This window comes from Amycolatopsis sp. FBCC-B4732 (assembly GCF_023008405.1).
In the GTDB taxonomy this organism is placed as follows: domain Bacteria; phylum Actinomycetota; class Actinomycetes; order Mycobacteriales; family Pseudonocardiaceae; genus Amycolatopsis; species Amycolatopsis pretoriensis_A.
Window position 1 is genome coordinate 2,546,839 of the sequence record NZ_CP095376.1, and the last position, 23,535, is coordinate 2,570,373.

Sequence of the window (23,535 nt, forward strand, 5' to 3'; positions counted from 1 at the left end):
CGGCGCTTTGCGGTGGGGCACCGTCCCCGCCGCGGGGTTGGGGGGACGGTGCCGGGGTCGCTGGTGCGGGGGGTGGTGGGTGCGGTGCCGCTGGCGGAGGTGGTGCCGTCGGTGCGGGGAGGTGCGGCGCTGCTGGGTGTGTCGGTCCCGGGGTGCGAGCCCGGCGAGGCCCCGGTGTGGGTGAGGGACGGGCTGCTGCCCCCGGAGTGGCTGGCTGTGCTGTCGCCGCCACGGGTGGGCGAGGGACCGTTGTCGGCGGCGTGGGAGGGAGTGCCGTCGCTGCCGCGGGTCGGCGAGGGGCTGCTGTCGCTTGCTCGGGAGGGTGTGTTGTCGCTGGCGTGCGAGGGAGTGCTGTCGCTGCCGCGAGTGGGCGATGGGCTGCTATCCCCACCGCGGGACGGTGTGTTGTCCCCGCCGTGCGGGGGCGTGCCGTCGCTGCCACGGGTGGGCGAAGGGCTGCTGTCGCTCACCCGGGAGGGTGTGTTGTCGCTGGCGTGGGAGGGCGTGCCGTCGCTGCCACGGGTGGGTGAGGGACTGCTGTCGCCCGCGTGCGAGGGCTCGCTGCCACGGGTCGGCGACGGGCTCGAATCGCCTGCGTGGGAAGGAGAACGCGTCGGCGAGGGACTGCTGTCGCCGGCGTGCGACGGGCTCGAATCCCCGCTGCGGGAAGGCGAATCATCACTCGACCGCGCCGCCGAGGGGCTGCCCTCCGGCGAGCCATCGCCCGCGTGCGAAGGAGCACCATCCCCGTCCGGTGAACTGGATCCGTCGCGGCTGCGGCGGGAGCCCGCATCGGGTGAGGAGTCGGTGTTCATCGGGTCCGAACTCGTCGAATCCCCGTCCGCGTGACCCGAAGCCCCGTCCCCATCGCCGGAGTGCGAACCGTCCCCGCCGGAACCCCCGTCCGGGGAATCCCCGCCGCCATGCGCACGGGTGTGGACCCCGCCCTCACCCTGGGGGATCTTGTGGACGAACCCGCCCTCCTTCACCTTCAACCCGTCCAGCCCGCTGACCTTGCCCAGGACCTTCCCGAACACCTTCGCGATCTTCTCGAAGATGTCCACCAGCTTCGACAGCAGCGGCGAGACTTTCCGGATCGTGTCGGTCAGCTTCTTGAGCAGCTCCCCGATCTTCTTGCCCCACTTCGCGATCGCCGCCGACGCCTGCGCGACCACCACCGGGGTGCCGAAACCGAGGGAGAAGACCTCCTCCATCACCCACGCGATCAGCTTGCCGACCAGGTCCGCGATCAGCTGCCGGACCGTCTCGCGGACGAACGACACCACCTGGCCCATGATCATCGTGACCGTGCTGATCGCCCCGGCCACTGTCGCCGCGCCCGAGAGGGCATCGCTGTGCTCCGCGGCGAACGTGCGGTACGCGTCGGCTCCCGCGCCGGTCCAGCCGGTGGTGCCGTTCTTGACCGCGTTGTCGAAATCGGTTTTGCGTTCACCGAGTGCCTTGGACACGTTGCCCCACGTGTCGGCGTAGGACTGGATGACGGGCGGGTTCCCGGCCACGGAGTCGAGCATGTCCTTCAGTGGCTGGATGTGTTCCATCAGGAACGACGCGACTGAGGACATCAGGTACCCGAACGGGTCGATCGCGGCGCCGGCTATTTCCCCGGCGAGGGAGAGCATGCCGAGGCCGCCGGAGACCCAGTCGCCGTCTTTGATGCCGTTGAAGGCGTCCATGGAGGATTCGGCGATGCCGATGCCGCCGGCCCAGCCGTAGTCGCCGTTGCCGGCGGTGAACGCGCCGGGGCCGTCCGGGTCCTGCTTCGACTCCGCGACCAGCGGATTCCCCTCCGGCATCAGCACACCCCCGTTGAAAGCCCCCATACTGACGTCCCGCGGGAGGTCCCGGTTCCGGGAGACCGAGAATTGCGCCGAACGGTCCAGGGATTACAACCAGCCGTTGGTTTCCGCGATGCGCGCCGCTTCGACGCGGGTGCGTGTCTCCGTCTTGCCGATCGCCGCGGAGAGGTGGTTGCGGACCGTGCCGCGGGACAGGCCCAGCGCCGTCGCGATCTCCGCCACCGTGCCGCCGCCCGCCGCGGCTCGGAGGACGTCGGCTTCGCGGTCCGTCAGGGGGCTGGCGCCCGCGGCGAGGGACTCGGCGGCCAGTGCCGGGTCGACGAAACGCAGCCCCGCGTGGACGCGCCGGATCGCGTTGATCAGCTGCTCCGGCCGCGAATCCTTGACGACGAAGCCGGCCGCGCCCGCGGTCATCGCGCGGGAGAGGTAGCCGGGACGGCCGAACGTCGTGCAGATCACCACCCGGCACGCCGGGAGCGCGTGCCGCAGCTGCCCGGTCACCTCGATGCCGTCGCGCCCGGGCATCTGGACGTCGAGCAGCGCGATGTCCGGTGCCGTGCGCCGTGCCACCGCCAGCACCTCCGTGCCCGAACCGACTTCCGCGACCACGTCGAGGTCGGACTCCATCCGCAGCATCGCCGCCAGCGCGCCGCGCACCAGCGCCTGGTCGTCGGCCAGCAGGACCCGGATCACGCCGGCACCTCGGCGTACACCCGGAAGCCGCCGCGGGGGCCGCGGCCGTGTTCGAGCGCGCCCGACACCGCGGTCAGGCGTTCGGTGAGCCCGGTCAGGCCGTGCCCCGGTGCCGCGTCGGCAGTGGCGGTCCCGTCGTCGGTGACCTCCACCCACCCCGGCCCGAGCCGGACCCGGCACCTCGTCGCGTCCGAGTGGCGCAGCACGTTGGTGACGGCTTCGCGCACGACGTACCCGAACACGCCCCGCAGCGCCGGGTCGACGTCGGCGGCGGTGCCCGGCAGCTCGGCCCGCACACCCGCCGCACGCAGGGCCGCCCGCGCGCCGGCGAGTTCGGTGTCCAGCGTGACTTCGCGGTAGCCCGAAACGGTGGCCCGCACGTCGGAAAGCGATTGGTGGCACAGGTTTTCGAGGTCGCGGATCTCGGCGAGTGCGGGCTCGGGACTGCCCGGCGACTCCAGGATCCGCCGGGCCAGCCCCAGCTTCAGGCTCATCGTCGACAGGTTGTGCCCCAGGATGTCGTGCAGGTCGCGGGCGACGCGCTCGCGTTCCCGCGTCACGGCCAGGTTCCGGACCTGTTCGCGCGCGGCCTGCAGGTGCCCGATGGTGAAGATCAGCGCGAACACCGTGCCCAGCGCGATCGTGACCCCGGCGAGGGTGATCGGCCGCGACCAGGTCACGTGCCCGGTCCCCAGCGCCATCCACGTGATCTGCCCGGCCACCGTCGCGAAGCCGAGCGGCAGCGACCAGCGCAGCGGCAGCAGCATCAGCCCGAGCGCCACGGCGTAGGTCAGCTCGGTCAGGTAGTCGGGTGAGCCCAGGACGACGGCCGGGACGGCGCCGAGCGCGAACACCGCGGCCACGAGCGTGCCTCGCCGCCGGCGCGGCGCCGACGGTCCGGACCACAAGACGTACAGGTAGCCGGCGGCGTAGCAGCCGAGCGCGGCGAAGGCGATGCCGCTGCGCACCCCGCCGTGGTTGCCGTGGCCGATTTCGGCGACCTGGGCGGTCAGGCCGAGGACGGCGGCGGCGTTGACCGCGATCGTGGTGACCCGCTGGCGGCGGGTCCGCCGGAAACTCCAGTCCGGCCACCGGCGCGCCGGGAACCGGTCTTGATCACGTCCACCCACCCCGGTCACCTTACCGATCCGGGAGAAATCGCCCATGACAAATGGCACGGGGTGGGCTCGGCGAGGCGTGGTGTCGTGATCTTGTGCCGATGCGACGAGGAGTTCCGATGCGAAAGTTCTTACCGGCGGCGCTGGTCGCGGTGGCCGTGACGGCGGGAGCGCCGGCCGTCGCGGCGCCGAGAGCCGCTTTGACGTGGGGCGCGTGCCCGGCCGACGTGACCGCGCCCGGGCTGCGGTGCTCGACGCTCGACGTGCCGCTGGACTACCGCCACCCGGACGGGCCCACGATCAGCGTCGCCGTCTCGAAGCTGGCGAGCGCCGACCCGGCGAAACGCCGCGGCGTCCTGCTGCTCAACCAGGGCGGACCCGGGCTGACCGGCCTGGACTTCGCGGCCACGCTCGTCAAGGGCGGCCTGCCGCAGGCGGTGCGCGACAGCTACGACCTGATCGGCTTCGACCCGCGCGGCATCGGCCACAGCACGCCGCTGACCTGCGACCTCACGCCCGAGCAGCGGGGGACCGCGCTGAACCCGCCCACTCCGCGCACCGCCGCCGACGTCGTCACGGCGGCCGGAACCGCCGAAACCGTGGCCCGGCAGTGCGCCGGTTCCGCGACCGGCGGCCTCCTGCCGCACATCACCACGGCGAACACCGCGCGGGATGTGGACCGGATCCGGGCCGCGCTGGGGGAGCCGAAGATCTCCTACTACGGCGCTTCGTACGGCACCTACCTCGGCGCGGTGTACGCGACGCTGTTCCCGGACCGCGGCGACCGGATCGTGCTCGACAGCAGCCTCGGTCCCGACGGCTACGACGTCGACGCGCTGCGCAGCCAGGCCCTCGGCTTCCAGACGCGGTTCCCCGACTTCGCGAAGGTCGCCGCGGCCGAGCCGGCGAAGTACGGCCTGGGCGCGACGCCCGCGGCGGTGACCGCGAAGTTCTTCGAGCTCGCCGGGCGCCTGGACAAGTCGCCGGTGCAGGGGATCGACGGCACCACGTTCCGCACGGTGACAGCGTTCTACCTGCGTTCGGAAGCCCTCCTGCCCGGCCTGGCCGAGCTCTGGCACGACCTCGACACGAACCAGCTGGCGAAACCGGCCGCCGCGGCCGCCGAGACGACCGACAATTTCGCCGCGGGCTACCTCGGCGTCGTCTGCGGTGACTCGAAGTGGCCGGGTTCGGTTCGCACTTACCAGCGCACCGTCGCCGTCGACGGGATCCGCTACCCGATGTACGGCGCGTTCGCGGCCAACATCCGGCCGTGCGCGTTCTGGCCGGCCCCGAGCGAGCCGCGAGTGCGGATCGGCGACCGGGGCCCGGCGGACGTCCTCATGATGCAGAACCTCCGCGACCCGGCGACGCCGCTGCCCGGCGCGCTGCGCCTGCGGTCCGCGTTCGGCGACCGCGCCCGGCTGGTGACCGTCGACCAGGGCGGGCACGGCGTGTACGTCTTCGCGACGAACAAGTGCGGCAACGACTCGGTGACCGATTACCTGGTCACGGGCCGCCGCGCGGGTCACGACACCTTCTGCGCCGCGGACCAGGGTCTGTATCGAAGTCGGCTACACGGCCCGCCACGAGTAATGCGTAAGTCTGGGTGGTGACCGGCGGCGGACGAAGGGAGGCCCGCCGGCTACGGTTCCTGCCCGGCCAATCCGGCTACAACCGCCGCCTGCGTGCCGCACTGCCACCGATCAAGCGCGTCACGCGCTGGCCGGCGGCCGACACCGACCTGTGGAGTGCGGCCGGTCCCGGCCCACGGTCAAGCGTTCGGAGCTGGCCGGCTGGGCCAAGTAGGGCTTCTGCCGCTCACACTGGCGCTGGTTCTGGGGACTGCGGCTGCACCTGGTCTGCACCCCGGCCGGAACTGCCGATCGCCTGGGCGCCGGCCGGCCCGACGGTCGACGAGCGGCAGGTGCCCATGGCGATCTGCGACCACGAACCCCACCGAGCGCGGGATCCGGCTGATTCGTTCGTCCTACCGCAACCGCAAGCGCGCATTACTCGGCTAGGCGCAGGGGAGCGTGCCGGTCCGCAGGGCGTGGTCGCCGTCGTTGCCGTCGTCGGCCCACACCACCGCCTTGCGGCCGGACGCGCACGTCGAACCCGGGGCGATCGCGAAGCCCTCGTTGTTGTAGTTCGGCATCTTCGACGGCCGCGCGTAGGTGGCCGAGACGGTGAACTTGCCGTTGACCAGCTTCAGCGTCGCTGTCTTGCCGGAGCAGGTGTCGTCGCAGACCGACCAGAGGCTGCCGGTCGCCGGCTCGAACTCCAGCTCCATCACCTTCGGGAACCCGGACGCGATGGTCGCCACCTTGGTGAACCCGCCGCCGGCCTGGTCGAGCGCGTAGGCGTAGATCTTGCCTTCGTCCTCGAGCCCGACGAAGTAGAGGCCGGTGCCGTGCCCGGCGTAGGTGGCCGGGTTGTACGCGGCTTTCGTGTGGTCGTCGCGGAAGCCGCCCGCGGTCAGGAAGGAGTCCGGGATCCAGGTGATGCCCTCGAAGCCGCCGTTGTCGTCGACGGCGGGCAGGTCGTCGGTGAGGTCCCACTCGGCGGTCGCGTTCAGGGACTTCGCCGAGGACGTCGTGTCGTACCGCAGCACCTTGAGCAGGCTGCCGTCGCCGTCGTTGTCGCGCTCGGTCGCGGCGAAGACGCCGTCGGGGGTGGCCACCACGCCCTCGGCGTCCGGGTCGCCGCTGCCGCCGCGGTAGTGCAGGGCTTTCCCGGACGACCAGCCGTTCGCGGGGTCCGGGCCCCAGGTGGTGCCGGTGCGGACGAGCCGGTACAGCGTGCCCGGGCCGTTCTTGACCGCCCACAGCACGTCGGCGCCCGCGAACGAGAGCCCGCTGAGGTTTTCGCCGAAGACGCCGGCGGCGTCGGCGACCGCGACGGCCGGGTCGCCCGGCCACTTCGCGGTGGCGGCGTGGGCGGTGCCGGCCGGGGCGGCTAGTACCGCCGCGAGGAGGATTGCGGGTGCCGTGAACCGGCGGAATGTGCGCACGTGTGCTCCTAAAGGCCATGGGGGCTCGGGCGAAACAACGCGGCGTTGCCAAGGAAACCTCTTGACGGACCGGACTGTACCGACTTGATCGACTAGGGGCAACCGTCGGTGTCCGGTCGTGCTCTTGACGTAGTTAGGAAAGTTTCTTAACTTGAGGGCATGGAACTGCGGCTCGCCGAGTGGTACGACCACAACGTCCGGAAGTACACGCGGCGCAGTGTGTTCCGCGGTGCCGCGGCCGGCGGTGCCGCGCTGGCCGCGGGGCGCCTCCTGCTGCCGGGAACCGCCGAGGCCGCCCCGGCCGGACCGGCCGTGCTGCTGCGCGCGGAAACCGTGCCGGGCTCGACGCTGCGGCCCTTCGGCCGGCACCTCGCCTACGGTGCCGACGCCTCGCGGCAAGTCGTCGTCTCGTGGCAGACACCGGCCCAGGTGACCGCGCCGTACCTCCGGATCGGTACGTCCGAAGGGGATTACGGCGCGACCGTGCCCGCCGAGGTGCGCGCGCTGAAGAGCGACTTGTCGTGGCAGACCGCGACGCACACCTTCTCACCGCACAGCCCGTCCGCGATCACGCAGTACTACCAGCACGTCAAGCTGGACAACCTGGTGCCGAACACGACGTACTACTACGTGCTCGGCCACCAGGGCTACGACCCGGCCACCAGCGGCCGGACCGGCGAGGCCGGCACCTTCCGCACCGCGCCGGCGGCGGGCCGCACCGAGGGCTTCTCCTTCACGGCGTTCGGCGACCAGGGCGTCGGCTACAACGCGTTGGCCACCAACAGCCTCATCGCCGACCTGGGCCCGCGGTTCCACCTCGCCATGGGGGACATGAGCTACGCGCTCAACGGCGAAGGCGGGCACCCGGACGAAGACGAGTACGACGCCCGAAAGTGGGACTCGTTCTTCGCGCAGAACGAACCCGTCGCGGCCGGGATCCCGTGGATGGTCGCCATCGGCAACCACGAGATGGAGGGCTGGTACGACGACCACGGCTACGGCGGCATGCGCGCCCGGTTCGCCATGCCGGACAACGCGTGGGACGGCTCGACGTGCATCTACTCCTGGCGCTACCAGAACGTCGGCCTGATCAGCCTGGACGGCAACGACATCTGCTACAACAGCCAGTCCAACCTGGACTACACTGAGGGCAGGCAGACGGCCTGGCTGAAGAGCCGGCTCGCGAAGTTCCGCGACGACCCGACGATCGAGTTCATCGTCGTCTACTGCCACCAGTGCACCTATTCCACTTCGGACGCGAACGGCGCCGAGCTCGGCGCGCAGCAGAAGTGGGCCCCGCTCTTCGACCAGTACCAGGTCGACCTGGTGCTCAACGGGCACAACCACCTCTACGAGCGCACCGACCCGATCAAGGCGGGCCAGGGCACCAAGCAGGTCGCGCCCGGCGGCACGGTGAACTCGAAGACCGACGGGGTCACCTACATCACCGCGGGCGGTGGCGGCGAGAGCATCAACGACTGGATCGACGAGGCAGCGGGCGATTCCTACCTCGGGCACGTCCACGACGCGACGGTCACCATGCGGTGGGACGACGAAGACGGTGGCGGGCACCGGAAGAAGGTGACCTGGTCGCGGGTGCGCTTCCGCGGCTACAGCCTGGTGCACGTCGACGTCACGCCGGCCGCCGGCGGGAAACCCGGCCGGCTGAAGGTGCGGGCGCTGACCGAAGACAACGTCCTCGTCGACGACCTGACCATCCGCCGCGGCTGACCGGAGGACACGCGATGACCACGAACCTTTCCCGGCGCGCGCTGTTCCGGGCCGCCGCCCCGGCCGCCGGGGCCACACTGCGCCCGTTCGGCAGGCACCTGGCGTTCGGCGCGGACCCGGCCACGCAGGTCACCGTGTCGTGGCAGGTGCCCGGCAAGGTGACCGGGTCCTACGTCCGCGTCGGCACTTCGCCGACGACGCTGGGGGCGCCGATCGCCGCCGAAGCGCGCCCGCTGGAGAGCAAGCTGTCCTGGCAGCAGCCGGAGGAGCACGACTTCCCGCCGCACGCGCCGGCCACCTCCACGCAGTACTACCTGCACGCGAAGCTGACCGGGCTGGCGCCGGGCACGACGTACCACTACGTGCTCGGGCACGCGGGTTACGACCCCGTCGCCGCGGACCGGCTCGGGGAGGTCGCGAGCTTCCGCACGGCGGGCACTTCCGGCGCGTTCACCTTCACCGCGGCGGGCGAGCAGGGGGTCGGCTACAACGCGATCGCGTCGAACAGCCGGGTCGCGGACCTCGCCCCGGCGTTCCACCTGGCACTGGGCGGCCTGAGCTATGCGATGCACGAGCCCGGGGACAAGCCCGCCTCGGAGGACTTCGAGTACGACGCGCGGAAGTGGGACTCCTTCTTCGCGCAGAACGACCCGGTGGCGTCCGGGATCCCGTGGCTGGTCACGCCCGGCCACCGTGAGTACGAGAAGTTCCACGACAGCAACGGAAACGGGGGCATGCGGGCCCGGTTCGCCATGCCGGACAACGCGTGGAGCGGGTCCACCGGGATCTATTCGTGGCGCTACCACAACGTCGGGTTCCTGAGCCTCGACGCCGGTGATGTCTGCTACCGCTTCCCGGCCAAGCTCGACTACACCGCCGGCAAACAGCTGAAGTGGCTGGACGCGCAGCTCGGGAAGTTCCGCGCCGACCCGGCCGTCGAGTTCGTCGTGGTCTATTGCAACCACTCCGTGTACAGCACGGGCGACCGCTACGGCGCCGAGCGCGGCGCGCAGGAGAAGTGGGCGCCGCTGTTCGACAAGCACGGCGTCGACCTGGTGCTCACCGCGCACAACCGGCTCTACGAGCGCACCGACCCCATCAAGGCGGGGAAGGGGACCAAGAAGACCGGCGTGGTGAACCCGAAGACCGACGGCACCACCTACGTCACGGCCGGGGGCGGCGGGCAGGCCCTGGACGCGTTCTACCGGAAGGCGCCCGAGAGCTACCTGGGGCACGAGAACGACTCCGCGGCCACGATGAAGTCGTACAAGAAGGGCAGCACGACCCCGACGGTCGCGTTGGTGACGTGGTCACGGGTCCGCTACCGCGGCTACGGGCTGGTGGCGGTGGACGTCACGCCGGGGCAGCTGACGGTGCGCGCGCTCGGCGAAGCCGGCGACAAGATCGACGAAGTGGTGCTGCGGCGCGGGTGACCTACCGGGCGGGCTTGGTCTCGCACCGCACCTGGGGTGCCGCTTCGGTGCCGGACGCGACGCAGTCGACGGTCCGGCCCGGCGCGGGAACGGGGTAGCTGAACACGATCGGCCCGTCGCCGTCCCGGCCGGCCGAGAACTTGACGACGGTCGGCGTCCAGGACCCGGTGCCGTGCACCGTCTTCGAGTAGGACGTCGTGCGCGGCCCGATGGCGGTGCCCGTGCCCTGGCCGTCGTCGTCGAGTTCGTGCACGTTCAGCACGTAGTCCCCGGCGGTGTACTTGCCCTCGTTCTCGTGCCCGGCGTCGGCCGGCGTCGCGCTGACGACCTCGGGCGCGACGGGATCGGCGGCGGCCATCACGGTCGCCCCGATGGCGACCGCCGCGGCCCCGGCGGCGACCACGGCGACCCCGACGCGCTTCGCGGTGAACTCCATGGTCGTCAAGCTAGGGGAGCGCCCCGGCCGGTCACCTCGGCCGAAGGGACAGCGGACCTCGTCCTTTCGGCCGATACCCGCGGTCGGACCTGGTTGGCGCGCCGTATCCCCGTCGAAGATCGAGCCGCGGCGTGGCGGAAGCGACGGATAGGGGTACCCGGCGGTGGACAGGAGCACCGTCGGCGTGTTGGGCTGGAGCCCGGCCGCACTCCGGACGCGGCCGGTGGACCGCCGCCCGCGACGTCGAGGAGCACAGCCCTGAGCTGGTGGGAGTACCTCCGCGAGAACTGGATCGACGTCGTCAACGACGCCATCCTGCACGTGGACCTCACCCTCGCCGCGGTCGCGCTGGCCGTGGTGATCGGCACCGGTCTCGGCGTGCTGACCTACCGGCGGCGCTGGCTCGGCTCCCTCGCGACCACGACCACCGCCGCCTTCCTGACCATCCCCTCGATCGCGCTGCTGGGCATCCTGATCGGCCCGTTCGGACTCGGGCTGACCAACGTCCTTTTCGCGCTGGTGCTCTACGCGCTGCTGCCGATCACGCGCAACACGATCGTCGGGCTGCGCGGGGTCGACCCGGCCGTCGTCGACGCTGCCCACGGGATGGGGCTCGGCCGCGTGCGGGTGCTGTGGCGGGTGCGGCTGCCGCTGGCCTGGCCGGTGATCCTGTCCGGCATCCGGGTGTCGACGCAGATCACGATCGGGATCGCGGCCATCGGCGCCTACGTCAAGGGGCCCGGCCTCGGCAACGAGATCTTCGACGGCCTCGGCCGGTTCGGCTCGGTCAACTCCCTCAACCAGGTGCTGACCGGGACGGTCGGGATCATGGTGCTGGCGCTGCTGTTCGACCTGGCGTTCGTGCTCGTCGGCAAGCTGACGGCGTGGCGGCGCCCGCGCGCCCGCCTCGAAGCGGCGCCGGGGGAGCCGACCGGCACCGGCGGCGAGACGATCGAACTGCGCGAGGTCAGCAAGCTCTACCCGGGCCGCGCGGTTCCCGCGGTCGACGGCCTCTCGATGCGGATCCCGGCGGGCGAGATCGTCGTGCTCACCGGCCCGTCGGGCTGCGGCAAGACGACGACCATGCGGATGATCAACCGGCTGGTCGAGCCCACCTCGGGGGTCGTCACGATCGGCGGCACCGACGTCTCGGCGCTCGACCTCGACGAGCACCGGCGCCACACCGGGTACGTCATCCAGCAGGTCGGGCTCTTTCCGCACCTGCGGGTCGACGCCAACATCGGCGTGGTGCCGCGGGTGCTCGGCTGGACCCGGCGGCGCATCGCCGGGCGCGTGCGCGAGCTGCTCGACGTCGTCGGGCTGACCGCCGAGCACGGCCTCCGCTACCCGCGTGAGCTCTCCGGCGGCCAGCAGCAGCGCGTCGGCGTGGCGCGGGCGATGGCCGCGGACCCGCCGGTGCTGCTGATGGACGAGCCGTTCGGCTCCACCGACCCGATCACCCGTGCCCGGCTGCAGGACGAGCTCCTGCGCCTGCAGCGGCAGGTGCGCAAGACGATCGTGTTCGTCACGCACGACTTCGACGAGGCCCTCAAGCTCGGCGACCGGATCGCGGTGCTGCGGCCGCGGTCGGTGCTCGCGCAGTACGACACGCCCCAGGCGATCCTGGCCGCGCCGGCCGACGACTACGTGTCGGCCTTCGTCGGCTCGAAGCGGAACCTCAAGCGGCTCGCGCTGATCCCGGTGGCCGACGTGCCGCTCGGCCCGGCCGCGGACGGGCTGCCGTCCGTACCCGCCACGGCCACGCTGCGGGACGCGCTGGACACGATGGTCCGCACCGGCAGCACCGCGGTCTCGCTGACCGGGAACGGCGGTGTCTGCGACGTCGCCCGCCTGGTCGCGGCGCTCGAGCCGGCCGTCGGACCGCCGCCTCCCGCGGTGGTCGAGACGCCGGAGAAGACCGCGGCGCCGGAGAAGCGGCGGCGCCGCCGGCTGGGGCTGCTCGTGCGCCCGGTCCTGCTCGCCCTCGCGCTGCTGGCGTTGTTCCTGATCGTGCGCGCGCACCCGATCGACTCGATCGAACAGCGCTACCTCAACCCGGGCGAGATCTTCGCCGAACTCGGCGCGCACCTGCGGTTGACGCTGATCTCGACGGTGTGCACCATCGCCATCGCGCTGCCGCTGGGCATCCTGCTCACCCGCGCGGGCGCGCGCTGGGCCCGGCCGATCGGGCTGGGCCTGGGCAACCTCGGCCAGGCGATCCCGTCGATCGGGCTCGTCGTCCTGCTCGCGCTGTGGATCGGCACGGGCACCACGACGGCGGTGACGGCGCTGGTCGTCTACGCGACGTTGCCGGTGCTGCGCAACACGATCGTCGGGCTGGACGGCGTCGACCCGACGCTCGTGGACGCCGCGCGCGGCATGGGCATGACGAGGACGGCGATCCTGTGGCGGATCGAACTCCCGCTGGCGGTCCCGGTGATCCTCGCCGGGATCCGGACGGCGCTGGTGCTCACCGTCGCGAGCGCGACGCTGGCGACGTTCATCGACGGCGGCGGTCTCGGCGGCGGGCTCGTCGCCGGGATCGGGCTGTACCGCCCGATGCTGAGCCTGACCTTCGGCATCGTCGTCGCCGCGCTGGCGCTCTTCGCCGACTGGCTGGGCCTGCTCGCCGAGGAAGTCCTGCACCCGCGCGGAATGCAACCCTAGGAGGACCCATGCGACGCACGCTCGCCGCCGTTTCCGCACTCGTCGTGGTGCTGGCCGCCGGCTGCACGATCGGCAAGGACGAGTCCGGCCCCCAAGTGGGTCAGGGGTCGATCAAGAAGATCGACGCGCTGAGCGGCGCGCAGATCCGGGTCAGCTCCAAGGAGTTCGACGAACAGCTGCTGCTGGGCCAGATCGCCGTCGTCGCGCTGCAGGCGGCGGGGGCGAGCCCGCAGGACAAGACGAACATCACCGGCTCGAGCAACGTCCGCCAGGCGCTGACCAGCGGCGCGGTCGACCTGTACTGGGAGTACACCGGCACCGCCTGGATCAGCTACCTCAAGCAGACCAAGCCGATCGCCGACGCGCAGGCGCAGTACGACGCGGTCAAGCAGGCCGACGCCGCGAACAAGGTCACGTGGTGGGCGCGTTCGCCGGCGAACGACACCTACGCGCTGGCCGGCAACCCGGCGGCGATCGCCCGCACCGGCGTCAAGACGCTCTCGGACTACGCGGCACTGGTGAAGCGCGACCCCGCCGCGGCCTCGACGTGCATCGGCCCGGAGTTCAAGAGCCGCGACGACGGCTTCCCGGGCCTGGAGAAGACGTACGGCTTCGACCTGCCGGCCCCGCAGGAGCACCTGCTCAACGACGCGGTGATCTATCCGACGGTCGGCAAGGGCGACACGTGCGGCTTCGGCGAGGTGGCCTCGACGGACGGCCGCGTGGCGGGGCAGAAGCTGGTCGTGCTGGAGGACGACAAGCACTTCTTCCCGACGTACAACCCGGCCATCTCGATCGCGTCGGGGGTGGCGCAGAAGTACCCGCAGCTCGAGCAGGTCTTCACGCCGATCGCGGCGAAGCTGGACACGGCGACGTTGACGGAGCTGAACAAGAAGGTGAGCGTGGACGGCCAGAAGCCGGCGGAGGTGGCCCGCGACTGGCTGAAGTCGGCGGGCTTCATCAGCTGAGGCCGGTCACCGCCGGAGGTGGTTCTGGGCCCGTTCCCGGAGGCTGGCCGGGATCGACGGGTCGGTCGCCAGTGCTTCTACCAGGAGCCGGCCACGTTTCGGATCGATGTCCCAGGCCTGTTCGGCGGCGTCCAGCCGGACGGGCGCCCGCTCGCGGCGGTCCTCGGCGATGGTGGCGAGCGCGCCCACCACCGCGGATCCGGGGAGGCATTTCGCCGCGTCGATCCGGACCCGGCCCGGCGTCGCCCGCTTGACCAGCTGCTCCAAGGCCTTCCGCCCACTGGACCGGTCGATCTTGTACAGCGCCTTGGCCGCGTTGAGCCGCAGGGAGTCGGGACGTCCCTTCTGCGCCAGGCTCAGCAACGTGTTCCTGCCGTGCGGACCTGCTTCGCGTGCCGCGTCGAGCCGGAACTCGGGCTTCTCGTCCGTCCGGTCGGCCACCTTCCCCATCAGCCGCGGGCCGTCGGGGTGGCCCATGGCGATGACCTTCTTCGCGGCGGTCTTGGCGCTCTCGCCATCGGCGGTGGCGACGATCTCGGCGTACAGCCCGATGACGACGGCGGTGCCCAGCGTCGTGGCCACGAGTTCGACTGCGCGCACCCGGGTCGGCCCGGCGACGTGCTTGTCCTTGATCAGCTCCGTGATCGCGCCGACGGCCTGCCGTGAGTCGATCCGGTGGGCCTGTCGCAGGAGGGTGAGCCGGCCGGCGTCGGGCGGCCCCGACTTCGAGATGGTCACCAGCAACCGCGCACTGGTCTCGGGATCGGTTTCTTCGAGCGTCTCGGCGGCCTCGGCCCGGTCCGCCCACGCCAGGCGCGGAGCGTTCGCCAGCGCGACGACCGCGTCGATCGGCCCGCGGTGCTCGGTCACGATGCCCGTGGCGGCCCGGAGCCGGACCCGGAAGGTCGCGGCGTCGCTTTCGGACAGCCGGCGCAACGCGGGAACGGCCTGCGCCGGGTCGATCCCGCCGATCAGGAGCACCGCCCGGTACCGCACTTCACTGTCGGCTCGCTTGTCTTCCCGCTCGGCGGTCCTGGTCGCCATCCGCAGCGCCGCCGGGCCGTCGAACGGCCGGACCAGCTCGGCGATCCGCAGCGGAGTCTCTTCGTCCGCCGCGGTCTCCGCGAACCGTTCGGCGGCCGTGATCGCGGTTCCGGGTTCCACCGGCAGGAGTTCCCCGAGCGCTCGCAAGCGTGCGTCGTCGGACAGGTCGCCTCCACCCGTGACGAGCTCGCTCAGCAGATCGGGGCGGTGGAGGACGATCGCGGCGTCCACGCGCAGATCGCCCATGCCTTCGGTGCCCGCCAGCTGCTGCATGGCCACCACGCCCGCGGCCTCGTCGAGTTCGCCGATGAGGATCGCCGTGTCGAAGCGGTCTTGAGCGGTGCCGGTCGGATTCCGTGCCAGGATCTTCAGCGCCTTCATTCCCCGCGCCCGGTCGTAGTCGATCAGCGCGACGACGGCGTGGTACCGGCGAAGTGCACTGGCGGTCGGCACGGCGAAGGTGATCATCGCGTCGAGTTCGTCCGCGGCCACGGCCGGATCGATCAGCTGGAGCTGCTCGACCGATGCCGCCCACCGGTCGTCGTCCAGCTCGTCGTCACGGATCGCGTCGCGCAGGACGTCGATCGTCCGCCGGCGAAGATCACTGTCCGGCACCAGATTCCGGCGGAGCAGGTCGACGACGAACCGGACGTTGGGCTCGCGGTGCCGCTTGTGCAGGAGGTTCCCGAGCCGCCGTTCGACCGCGGGTTTCGCGGGCTGCCACCAGAGCGCGGCCAGGAAGGCCTGCACCCCGGCGTCGGGCCACGGCCAGTTCTTCCGGGGGACGAAGTACTTCCACGTCGCCGGCGCCGCCAGCCGGGGACCACGCGGGTGGCGGCGGACCACGTGGTGCGCGGCCAGGTAGTCCCGGACGTCCGGCCGCGCGAACCGCGATCGCCCGTTCTCGGTGCGGAAGAGGCCCGTGCTGGTGTCGACGGGTTCCGGGCCGATTTCCCCGTCACGGCAACGGTGAGCGAGCTCTTCCAGGAACGCCCGCGCGTCGGGCGGCGGGTGTTCCGTCCGGCTCGGCGTCCGCTCCGCCGATCGGACGATTGCTTCGAGTTCTTCGATTTCCCCGCGCGCCCCGTCCGTCACACATCGGCATGCTAGTTCAGCGATCGCCGCCCGCACAGGTCAAAGACGGGACAGCACCAGGGCGGTTCAGAAGGCGTAGCGCACCCGCAGATAGGGCGCGTGCACGGCGATCAGATCCAGCAGCTCGTCCAGCAAAGCCCGCTTCTGCCCGGCCCGGTACCGGACGTTGACGCCGCCGCCCTCGCTGCGCTTGGTCTCCTGGAGGTCGGGACGCCACAGCACCTGCTCGGCCTTCGGGTGCCAGCCGAGGTTGACCTCGTGGAGGGCGCGGTTGTGGGTCAGCATGATGATCTCCGCGGCCAGCTGGGCCTTCGTGGCCGCGTCCGTCGCGTCGCCGAGGTCCTTCAGCAGGGCGGTCCAGTCGTCGAGCCAGCCCGGGTAGACGACGACCGGGCTGAGGTTCACGTGGACCTCGTACCCCGCTTCGACGAAGTCGTCCAGTGCCTGGAGCCGGTCGGTGATCGGGCTCGTGCGCAGGTCCAGCAACTTCGCCGGCCGCTCGGGCATGAGCGAGAACCGGACGCGGGTGCGGCCGCGGGGGGACAGACCGAGCAGGCCGCGGTTGACGTACTTGGTGGCGAACGACGCCTTCGCGGTCGGCTGCCCGGCGAACAGTGCGATCAGGTCGCTGACGTTGTCGCTGATCAAGGCGTCGACCGAGCAGTCGGAGTTCTCGCCGATGTCGTAGACCCACGCTTCGGGGTCGCACTGGTTCGGCTCCGGCTTCGGGCCCTGCCTGCCGATGTGGCGGGTCAGGTAGCCGGTGATCTGCTCGATGTTCGCGAAGACCGTGATCGGGTTCGAATAACCCTTGCGCCGCGGGACGTAGCAGTAGGCGCACGCCATCGCGCAGCCGTTCGACGTGGAGGGGGCGATGAAGTCGGCGGAGCGGCCGTTGGGGCGCGCGGTGAGCGACTTCTTGGTGCCCAGTACGAGGGCTTCGCGCTTGATCCGCACCCAGCGCCGGACGTTGGTCTCGTCGCCGTGCAGTTCGGGGATCCGCCAGTGGCTGTCGACCTCGACCCGCGTCGCGTCCGGAAAGCGGTCGAGCACCTGGCGGCCGCGGGGGAGCTCGGCGGCGGCGGGCTCGACGTAGATGCGCGACGGCGCCAGCAGCCGGTCCCGTTCGGCGTCGCTCACCGGACCGAGCTTACCGACCGTAGCCGACGGCGGTTCGTGGTGTGGCCGAGGCCGTCGATCGTTTCTTCCGAACGGAAAGGGGAGCCCGTGCATTTTGGCCCCGCCGCGGGAAGGGCGGAGATTCGCGCACCGGGGTCCGTCCACTCGGGACGCGGCGAAGCCGGGCGGGCGACGCAGTAGGCTGAGGCGAATGAGCGCGGTATCCGGCACGGAGCACTCGATGGTCGAAACCCGGCACCAGACCCGGCTGCTCACCCTGCTCCGGGACGAAGGCCCGATGTCACGGGTCGAACTGGGGGAGCGGCTCGAGCTGCCGCGGGCGCGGGTCGGAGCTGAAGTGGCGCGGCTCGCGGAGGTCGGGCTCGTCGAGGCCGCGGGGCCCTCGGCCAGCCGGGGCGGGCGGCGGTCGACCCTCGTCCGGCTCGCCGGTGACCTCCGGGTGCTCGCGGTGGACGTCGGCGCGACGTCGGTCGGGGTGGCGGTCACCGACGCCTCCTGCGAGGTGCTCGCGCACGCCGTCGAGGACTGCGACGTGCGGCAGGGGCCGCACCCCGTGCTGCGGCGGGTCGCCGCGCTCGCCGAGAAGGTCCGGGACGAGGCGCCCGGGCGGCTGGTCGCCGCCGGGATCGGGCTGCCGGGGCCGGTCAGCTTCGCCGAGGGCATGGCCGTCGCGCCGCCGATCATGCCGGGGTGGGACCGGTTCAGCGTGCGCGACCACCTCGGCGGCTTGTGGGGCTGCCCGGTGGCGGTGGACAACGACGTCAACGCGATGGCGCTCGGGGAGCGGCACGCCGGGGTCGCGCGCTCGACCGACGACCTGATGTTCGTCAAGATCGGCACCGGGATCGGCTGCGGCATCGTGCTCGGCGGCAAGGTGTACCGCGGGGTCGCGGGCACGGCGGGCGACATCGGGCACATCCGGCTCGACGACTTCGGCCCGACCTGCGCGTGCGGCGAGGTCGGCTGCCTGGAGGCCTACTTCGGCGGCGCGGCGCTGGCCCGCGACGGGCTGGCGCTGGCCCGCAGCGGCCGGTCGGCGCACCTCGCCGAGGTGGCCGCCGACGGCGGGGCGGTCACCGCGCGTGACGTCGGCCGCGCGGCGGCGGCGGGGGACTTCGGTGCGGTCAACCTCATCCGCGACGGCGGGCGCCGGCTCGGCCAGGTCATCGCGTCGCTGGTCTGCTTCATCAACCCGGGGATGGTCGTGATCGGCGGCGGGGTGGCCCAGCTCGGGCACCAGCTGCTGGCCGAGGTGCGCAGCGCGGTGTACCGGCGGTCGCTGCCGCTGGCGACGGGCAACCTGCCGATCGTGCTGTCCGAGCTCGGCGAGACGGCGGGCGTGATCGGCGCGGCCTGGTCGGCCACCGACCGGGCCTTCACGCTCAGCAGCTGAACGGGCGCGGTGGCTCACGCTCGGTTGCCGAGCAACGTCGCCTAGTAATGTCTGAACCGGACAGACTTTTGCATCGAAAGTGCGAAAGTCTGTCCGGTTTCGCACGTCTATCCGGGTGAAAACCGGGCGCAGGGCGCCCACCTCACCTTGACGAGTGATGCGCGCCACCTTACTTTCGCTGCCTGAGAGACAAAGTCCGTTCAGGGCGCAGCACAAGTTGGGGGCACCGTGGCCGTCACCGGGACGAGGCGAGCCGATCCGGCGAGCCCCCGGACCGCGAACCTGGCCGCGGTCCTGCGCGCGCTGCGGACCGGGCCGCTCTCGCGGACGCAGCTGGCCGCCCGGTGCGGGATCGCGAAGTCGGCGGTGCCCGGCTTGCTCACCGACCTCGCCGGGCGCGGGCTGGTCCGGCCCGCCGGGGTCCTCCCCGGCAACGGGCGGCCGAGCCGGCTGGTCGAGCTGCACGGCGAAGACGCCTACGCGCTGGCGCTGGGCATCGAGGCCGACCGGCTGTCGGCGGTGGTCACCGACCTCACCGGCCGGGTGCTGGCCGAACGGGTCGAAACCGTCGACGTCGCCGCGCTCGGCCTGCAGAGAGGCATGGACGAACTCGCCCACCTCGCCCACCGGGTGCTGCCCGGCCCGCCGGTCGGGGTGGCGATCGCGGTGCCCGGGCTGGTCGACTCGGCCGCCGCCGTGCTGAGACTCGCACCGGCGCTGCGCTGGCGGGACGCCGAAATCGCCGGCCTGATGGCGGCGCGGCTGGCCGTCCCGGCCGAGGCCATCGCCGTCGACAACGATGCCAACCTCGGCGCGCTCGCCGAATCGGTCGAGGGTCCCGCGGAGCTGTTCTACCTCAGCGGCGGGACGACCGTCGGCGGCGGGCTCGTCTCCGGCGGCGCCATCCTGCGCGGTGCTCGGGGCTTCGCGGGCGAGGTCGGGCACATCGCCGTCGACCCGTCCGGTGAACGCTGCGTGTGCGGCCGGACCGGCTGCCTGGAAACGAAAGCGAACCTGGCCGCGGTCGTGAGAGCCGCGGCCCCGCCCGGCGATCCGCTGCACGACCCCGCCCTCGGCGTCGAAGGGCGGGTCGGCCTGCTCGCCCACCGCGTCCGGCGAGGCGACCAGCGCGCGGTCACGGCGGTGCACGAACTCGGCGTCGCGCTCGGCGTCGCACTGTCCACTGTGGTCGACGTGCTCGACCCGGACGTCGTCGTGCTCGGCGGCTACTTCGCCGAACTCGGCGAGTGGCTGGTCGAACCGGTCCGCGTCGAGCTCGCCGCCCGGCCGCTCGGCCACGCCCGGGTCGTGCCGTCGCGGCTCGGCCTGAAGGCCCCGCTGCGCGGAGCCGCCCACCTGGCGGCCGAGCGGCTGTTCGCGAACCCGACGCTCGTCGAGGAGGCCACGGTATGAGCTTGTTGTCGGTCCGCGGGATCGTGAAGAGCTTTCCCGGCGTCCGCGCGCTCGACGGCGTCGACCTCGACGTCGAACCGGGCGAGGTGCACTGCCTGCTCGGGCAGAACGGCGCCGGCAAGTCGACGCTCATCAAGGTCCTCGCCGGCGCCCACCAGCCCGACACGGGGGAGATCACCTGGCAGGGCGAACCCGTCTCGCTCGGCTCCCCGGTCGACGCCCTGCGCCTGGGCATCGCCACCATGTACCAGGAACTCGACCTGGTGCCCGGGCTTTCGGTGGCCGACAACATCTTCCTCGGCCACGAACGCGCCCGCTTCGGGTTCACGCGCATCTCGCAGGCCCGTGACGAAGCCGCCCGGCTGATGGCCCGGCTCGGCCACCCCGGCATCCGCCCGTCGACCGAGGTCGGCAAGCTCTCCGCCGCCGGGCAGCAGCTGGTGTCGATGGCCCGCGCGCTGGCCCACGACGCCCGGCTGCTCGTGATGGACGAACCCACCGCCGCGTTGGCCGGCGAGGAGGTCGACAACCTCTTCCGCATCGTCGGCGAGCTGACCGCCGACGGCGTCGCGGTCGTCTACATCTCACACCGGCTCGAGGAACTGCGCCGGATCGGGCACCGGGTGACCGTGCTCAAGGACGGCCGGACCGTCGGCACCGGACTCGACGCCCGCACGACGCCGACCGCCGACCTGGTCGCGCTGATGGCCGGGCGCAAGGTCGAGACCGTCTTCGGCCCGCGTCACGAGGGGCACGCCAAGACCACGCCGGTGCTCGAAGTCGCGAACCTGGCCCGGACCGGCGAGTTCGAGGACGTCAGCTTCACCGTGCACGCCGGCGAGGTCGTCGGCATCGCCGGGCTGGTCGGCTCCGGCCGCAGCGAGCTGCTGGAGACGATCTTCGGCGCGCGCAAGGCCGACCGCGGGACCGTGGCCGTGCAGGGGAAACCGCTGCGGCCCGGCAGCGTGCTCAACGCCGTCAAGGCCGGCATCGGCCTCGCGCCGGAGGAGCGCAAGAGCCAGGGCCTGCTGCTGGACCTGCCGGTGGTGCACAACGTGACCCTGGCCAGCCTCGGCCGCTACGCCAAGCTCGGCTTCACCGAGCGGTCCCGGGAACTGGACGACGCCGGCGCGAGCCTGCGCCGCCTCGACCTGCGGCCCGCCGATCCCCGGCGGATCGTCCGCACGCTGTCCGGCGGCAACCAGCAGAAGGCCGTGCTCGCGCGGTGGCTGGTCCGCGGGTGCCGGGTGCTGCTGCTCGATGAGCCGACACGCGGCGTCGACGTCGGTGCCCGCGCCGAGCTGTACCGGCTGATCGACGAGCTGGCCGCGACCGGCGTGGCGATCGTGCTGGTGTCCAGCGAAATCCCCGAGGTGCTCGGGCTGTCCGACCGGGTACTGGTGCTGCGCGAGGGCCGCGTCCTCGCCGACCGGCCCTCCGGCGGGCTGACCGAGGCCGAGGTGCTCGACGTGATCCTGGAAGGCAGCGCGGCATGACCGAAACCCAAGCACCACCACAGGAAGCGCTTCCCGCGCAGCGGCGGCGGTTCACCTTCTCCGCCGACCCGCGGCTGCTCGGCCTGGCCGGCGTGCTCGTCGTGCTGTGCCTGGTCGGCCAGTTCACCCGGCCCGAATTGTTCTTCACCGAAAGCAACATCTCGACGATCCTGCGGCTGGCCGCCGCGATCGGCGTGGTCAGCGTCGGGATGACGTTCGTGATCATCAGCGGCGGCATCGACCTGTCCGTCGGCTCGATGGTCGGCCTGGCCGGCGTCTGGCTGACGACGCTGGCGACGCAGTCCTACGGGCCCTTCGTGATGGTGGTCTGCGGGCTCGCCGTCGGCCTCGGCTGCGGGCTGGTCAACGGCGTGCTCGTCGCCTACGGCAAGGTCGTGCCGTTCATCGCGACGCTCGCGATGTACGTCTCGGCGCGCGGGCTCGCCGAGCGGATCAGCGGCCGGCGCACCCAGGTCGTCGCCGACCAGGGCTTCCTCACCTTCTTCCGGGGCAGCTTCCTCGGCATCCCGACGTTGATCTGGCTGTTCGCGCTGGTGTTCGCGGTCGGCTGGGTCGTGCTCAACCGGACCACGTTCGGGCGCCGGACGTACGCGGTGGGCGGCAACGCGGAGGCGTCGCGGCTGGCCGGGATCAATGTCAAGCGCCACCTCGCGCTCGTCTACGGCGTGGCCGGGCTGTGCTGCGGGATCGCCGCGCTCATGGTCGTCGCGCGGACGACGGCGGGGGCGTCGACCAACGGCATGTTCTACGAACTCGACGCGATCGCGGCGGTGGTCATCGGCGGCACGCTGCTGACCGGCGGCCGCGGTTCGCTGATCGGCACCCTGATCGGCGTGCTGATCTTCACGGTGCTGTCGAACATCTTCACGCTCAACAACCTGGACACCGACATCCAGAACATCGCCAAAGGCGTGATCATCGTGCTCGCCGTGCTCTTGCAGTTCCGGGCCAGGAAAGCCAGGACCGGTCCGTAGTACCACCTTTGGAGGCCGTCATGACCGAACAACCCTTCCTCGGCCGCCGGGGATTCCTGCTGGGCGGGGCCGCCGTCGGCGCCGGCGCGCTGCTGGCCGGCTGCACGTCGAACACGCCCGCGAACTCGGAGTCCAACGCGCCGGTCGCCAACGCGGGCACCAACGCCCAGCCCGGCAAGCCGGTCACCATCGGCTTCTCCGCGCCGGCCGCCGACCACGGCTGGATCGCGGCGATCACCAAGAACGCCAAGGCGCAGGCGCAGAAGTTCAGCGAGGTGAAGTTCAACGCCACCGAGGGCACCAACGACGTCAACCAGCAGATCTCCCAGGTGGAGACGCTGATCAACGCGAAGGTCGACGTCCTGGTGATCCTGCCCTTCGACGGCAAGGCGCTCACGTCGGTCGGGCAGCAGGCGATGGACGCCGGCATCCCGGTGATCAACCTGGACCGCATCTTCGACACGCCGCTGGCGTACCGGACGTGGATCGGCGGCGACAACTACCGGATGGGCGTCAACGCGGGCAACTACATCGCCGCGGAGCTCAAGAAGAAGAACGTCGCGAACCCGGTCATCGGCGAGGTCGCGGGCATCGACTCGCTGCCGCTGACCCAGGAACGCAGCAAGGGCTTCGCGGACGCGCTGGGGCGCAGCGGGTTCAAGGTCGGCCCGCGGGTTTCGGCGCAGTTCACGTCGGAGTCCGGCGAGCAGCAGACGGCGAACCTGCTCCAGGGCGCACCCAAGCTGGACGCGCTGTGGAACCACGACGACGACCAGGGCATCGGCGTCAACGCCGCGATCGACACCGCGGGCCGCAAGGAGTTCATCATGGTCGGCGGCGCCGGCTCGAAGAACATGATGAACCTGATCAAGGCCGACTCGTCGCCGATCAAGGCGACCGTGCTCTACAGCCCGTCGATGGCCTCGACCGCGGTCGCGCTGGCCCGGCTGCTCGGGCAGGCCAAGGGGATCGGCGACCTGGCCGAGCACGACATCCCGGCCGAGATCAAGACGTACTCGGCGGTCGTCACCAAGGAGAACGTCGACCAGTACCTGGACGTCGGCTTCGACTCCTGACGCGGAC

At 71.7% G+C, this 23,535-nt stretch carries 18 protein-coding genes; 12 read left to right on the forward strand and 6 right to left on the reverse strand.

Annotation, left to right across the window (positions count from 1 at the left end; genetic code table 11):
* Positions 1 to 84: 84 nt before the first annotated feature.
* Both MUY14_RS10790 and MUY14_RS10795 read left to right on the forward strand, forming a co-directional pair.
* Complete coding sequence (locus MUY14_RS10790) at positions 85 to 849, forward strand: hypothetical protein (RefSeq protein WP_247022816.1); 765 nt, start codon at positions 85 to 87, stop codon at positions 847 to 849.
* Between the two features lie 114 nt (positions 850 to 963).
* Complete coding sequence (locus tag MUY14_RS10795) at positions 964 to 1,491, forward strand: hypothetical protein (RefSeq protein ID WP_247022817.1); 528 nt, start codon at positions 964 to 966, stop codon at positions 1,489 to 1,491.
* Between the two features lie 413 nt (positions 1,492 to 1,904).
* Here the strand turns inward: MUY14_RS10795 and MUY14_RS10800 are convergent, their stop codons facing one another.
* Together MUY14_RS10800 and MUY14_RS10805 are read right to left on the reverse strand one after the other, a co-directional pair.
* Positions 1,905 to 2,510 carry a DNA-binding response regulator gene (locus MUY14_RS10800; RefSeq protein WP_247022818.1) on the reverse strand — a complete coding sequence of 202 codons (606 nt, stop codon included), beginning with the start codon at positions 2,508 to 2,510 and terminating at the stop codon, positions 1,905 to 1,907.
* A complete protein-coding gene (locus tag MUY14_RS10805; protein ID WP_247022819.1) occupies positions 2,507 to 3,640 on the reverse strand; it encodes a sensor histidine kinase in 1,134 nt (377 codons plus the stop codon). Before MUY14_RS10805 ends, MUY14_RS10800 begins: the two co-directional genes overlap by 4 nt.
* 107 nt (positions 3,641 to 3,747) lie before the next feature.
* Between MUY14_RS10805 and MUY14_RS10810 the strand changes: the two genes are divergently transcribed.
* On the forward strand, positions 3,748 to 5,244 hold the full coding sequence (locus tag MUY14_RS10810; RefSeq protein WP_247022820.1) for an alpha/beta hydrolase: 1,497 nt from the start codon (positions 3,748 to 3,750) through the stop codon (positions 5,242 to 5,244).
* Positions 5,245 to 5,648: 404 nt separating this feature from the next.
* Here the strand turns inward: MUY14_RS10810 and MUY14_RS10815 are convergent, their stop codons facing one another.
* Positions 5,649 to 6,641, reverse strand: coding sequence for a hypothetical protein (locus tag MUY14_RS10815; protein WP_247022821.1), 993 nt, complete (start codon positions 6,639 to 6,641; stop codon positions 5,649 to 5,651).
* Positions 6,642 to 6,800: 159 nt separating this feature from the next.
* On the opposite strand from MUY14_RS10815, the gene MUY14_RS10820 reads away from it, so the two are divergent.
* Complete coding sequence (locus MUY14_RS10820; RefSeq protein WP_247022822.1) at positions 6,801 to 8,372, forward strand: metallophosphoesterase family protein; 1,572 nt, start codon at positions 6,801 to 6,803, stop codon at positions 8,370 to 8,372.
* 14 nt (positions 8,373 to 8,386) lie between these two features.
* The gene (locus MUY14_RS10825) at positions 8,387 to 9,805 is read left to right on the forward strand and encodes a metallophosphoesterase family protein (protein WP_247022823.1); all 1,419 of its coding nucleotides are present in this window, start codon (positions 8,387 to 8,389) and stop codon (positions 9,803 to 9,805) included.
* A 1-nt stretch (position 9,806) separates the two neighbouring features.
* Here the strand turns inward: MUY14_RS10825 and MUY14_RS10830 are convergent, their stop codons facing one another.
* Entirely contained in the window at positions 9,807 to 10,241 is a 435-nt protein-coding gene (locus tag MUY14_RS10830; RefSeq protein WP_247022824.1) for a hypothetical protein, read from the reverse strand.
* 321 nt (positions 10,242 to 10,562) lie between these two features.
* Here MUY14_RS10830 and MUY14_RS47105 point away from each other — a divergent pair, with 321 nt between their 5' ends.
* Together MUY14_RS47105 and MUY14_RS10850 are read left to right on the forward strand one after the other, a co-directional pair.
* Positions 10,563 to 12,908: an ABC transporter permease subunit gene (locus tag MUY14_RS47105; protein WP_315863269.1), complete on the forward strand. Its 2,346-nt coding sequence runs from the start codon at positions 10,563 to 10,565 to the stop codon at positions 12,906 to 12,908.
* An 8-nt stretch (positions 12,909 to 12,916) separates the two neighbouring features.
* Complete coding sequence (locus MUY14_RS10850) at positions 12,917 to 13,876, forward strand: glycine betaine ABC transporter substrate-binding protein (protein ID WP_247022825.1); 960 nt, start codon at positions 12,917 to 12,919, stop codon at positions 13,874 to 13,876.
* 6 nt (positions 13,877 to 13,882) lie between these two features.
* Here MUY14_RS10850 and MUY14_RS10855 read toward each other — a convergent pair whose 3' ends face one another.
* On the reverse strand, positions 13,883 to 16,015 hold the full coding sequence (locus MUY14_RS10855; protein ID WP_247022826.1) for a hypothetical protein: 2,133 nt from the start codon (positions 16,013 to 16,015) through the stop codon (positions 13,883 to 13,885).
* Positions 16,016 to 16,081: 66 nt separating this feature from the next.
* Complete coding sequence (locus tag MUY14_RS10860) at positions 16,082 to 17,155, reverse strand: spore photoproduct lyase family protein (protein WP_247022827.1); 1,074 nt, start codon at positions 17,153 to 17,155, stop codon at positions 16,082 to 16,084.
* A 220-nt stretch (positions 17,156 to 17,375) separates the two neighbouring features.
* Here MUY14_RS10860 and MUY14_RS10865 point away from each other — a divergent pair, with 220 nt between their 5' ends.
* The 5 genes from MUY14_RS10865 (at position 17,376) to MUY14_RS10885 (ending at position 23,528) form a co-directional block, all read left to right on the forward strand.
* Complete coding sequence (locus MUY14_RS10865; protein WP_247025107.1) at positions 17,376 to 18,548, forward strand: ROK family transcriptional regulator; 1,173 nt, start codon at positions 17,376 to 17,378, stop codon at positions 18,546 to 18,548.
* A 228-nt stretch (positions 18,549 to 18,776) separates the two neighbouring features.
* Complete coding sequence (locus tag MUY14_RS10870) at positions 18,777 to 19,961, forward strand: ROK family transcriptional regulator (RefSeq protein WP_247022828.1); 1,185 nt, start codon at positions 18,777 to 18,779, stop codon at positions 19,959 to 19,961.
* Positions 19,958 to 21,457 (forward strand): sugar ABC transporter ATP-binding protein, encoded by a 1,500-nt coding sequence (locus MUY14_RS10875; RefSeq protein ID WP_247022829.1) that lies wholly within the window; start codon positions 19,958 to 19,960, stop codon positions 21,455 to 21,457. Before MUY14_RS10870 ends, MUY14_RS10875 begins: the two co-directional genes overlap by 4 nt.
* Complete coding sequence (locus MUY14_RS10880) at positions 21,454 to 22,452, forward strand: ABC transporter permease (RefSeq protein WP_247022830.1); 999 nt, start codon at positions 21,454 to 21,456, stop codon at positions 22,450 to 22,452. Before MUY14_RS10875 ends, MUY14_RS10880 begins: the two co-directional genes overlap by 4 nt.
* A 20-nt stretch (positions 22,453 to 22,472) precedes the next feature.
* Entirely contained in the window at positions 22,473 to 23,528 is a 1,056-nt protein-coding gene (locus tag MUY14_RS10885; RefSeq protein ID WP_247022831.1) for a substrate-binding domain-containing protein, read from the forward strand.
* Positions 23,529 to 23,535: the final 7 nt, after the last annotated feature.

Coding starts and splice junctions, on each gene's coding strand:
- MUY14_RS10810 (WP_247022820.1), top strand. CDS start 3,748: ATGCGAAAGTTCTTACCGGCGGCGCTGGTCGCGGTGGCCGTGACGGCG.
- MUY14_RS10820 (WP_247022822.1), top strand. CDS start 6,801: ATGGAACTGCGGCTCGCCGAGTGGTACGACCACAACGTCCGGAAGTAC.
- MUY14_RS10825 (WP_247022823.1), top strand. CDS start 8,387: ATGACCACGAACCTTTCCCGGCGCGCGCTGTTCCGGGCCGCCGCCCCG.
- MUY14_RS10830 (WP_247022824.1), bottom strand. CDS start 10,241: ATGGAGTTCACCGCGAAGCGCGTCGGGGTCGCCGTGGTCGCCGCCGGG.
- MUY14_RS10850 (WP_247022825.1), top strand. CDS start 12,917: ATGCGACGCACGCTCGCCGCCGTTTCCGCACTCGTCGTGGTGCTGGCC.
- MUY14_RS10865 (WP_247025107.1), top strand. CDS start 17,376: ATGGTCGAAACCCGGCACCAGACCCGGCTGCTCACCCTGCTCCGGGAC.
- MUY14_RS10875 (WP_247022829.1), top strand. CDS start 19,958: ATGAGCTTGTTGTCGGTCCGCGGGATCGTGAAGAGCTTTCCCGGCGTC.
- MUY14_RS10880 (WP_247022830.1), top strand. CDS start 21,454: ATGACCGAAACCCAAGCACCACCACAGGAAGCGCTTCCCGCGCAGCGG.
- MUY14_RS10885 (WP_247022831.1), top strand. CDS start 22,473: ATGACCGAACAACCCTTCCTCGGCCGCCGGGGATTCCTGCTGGGCGGG.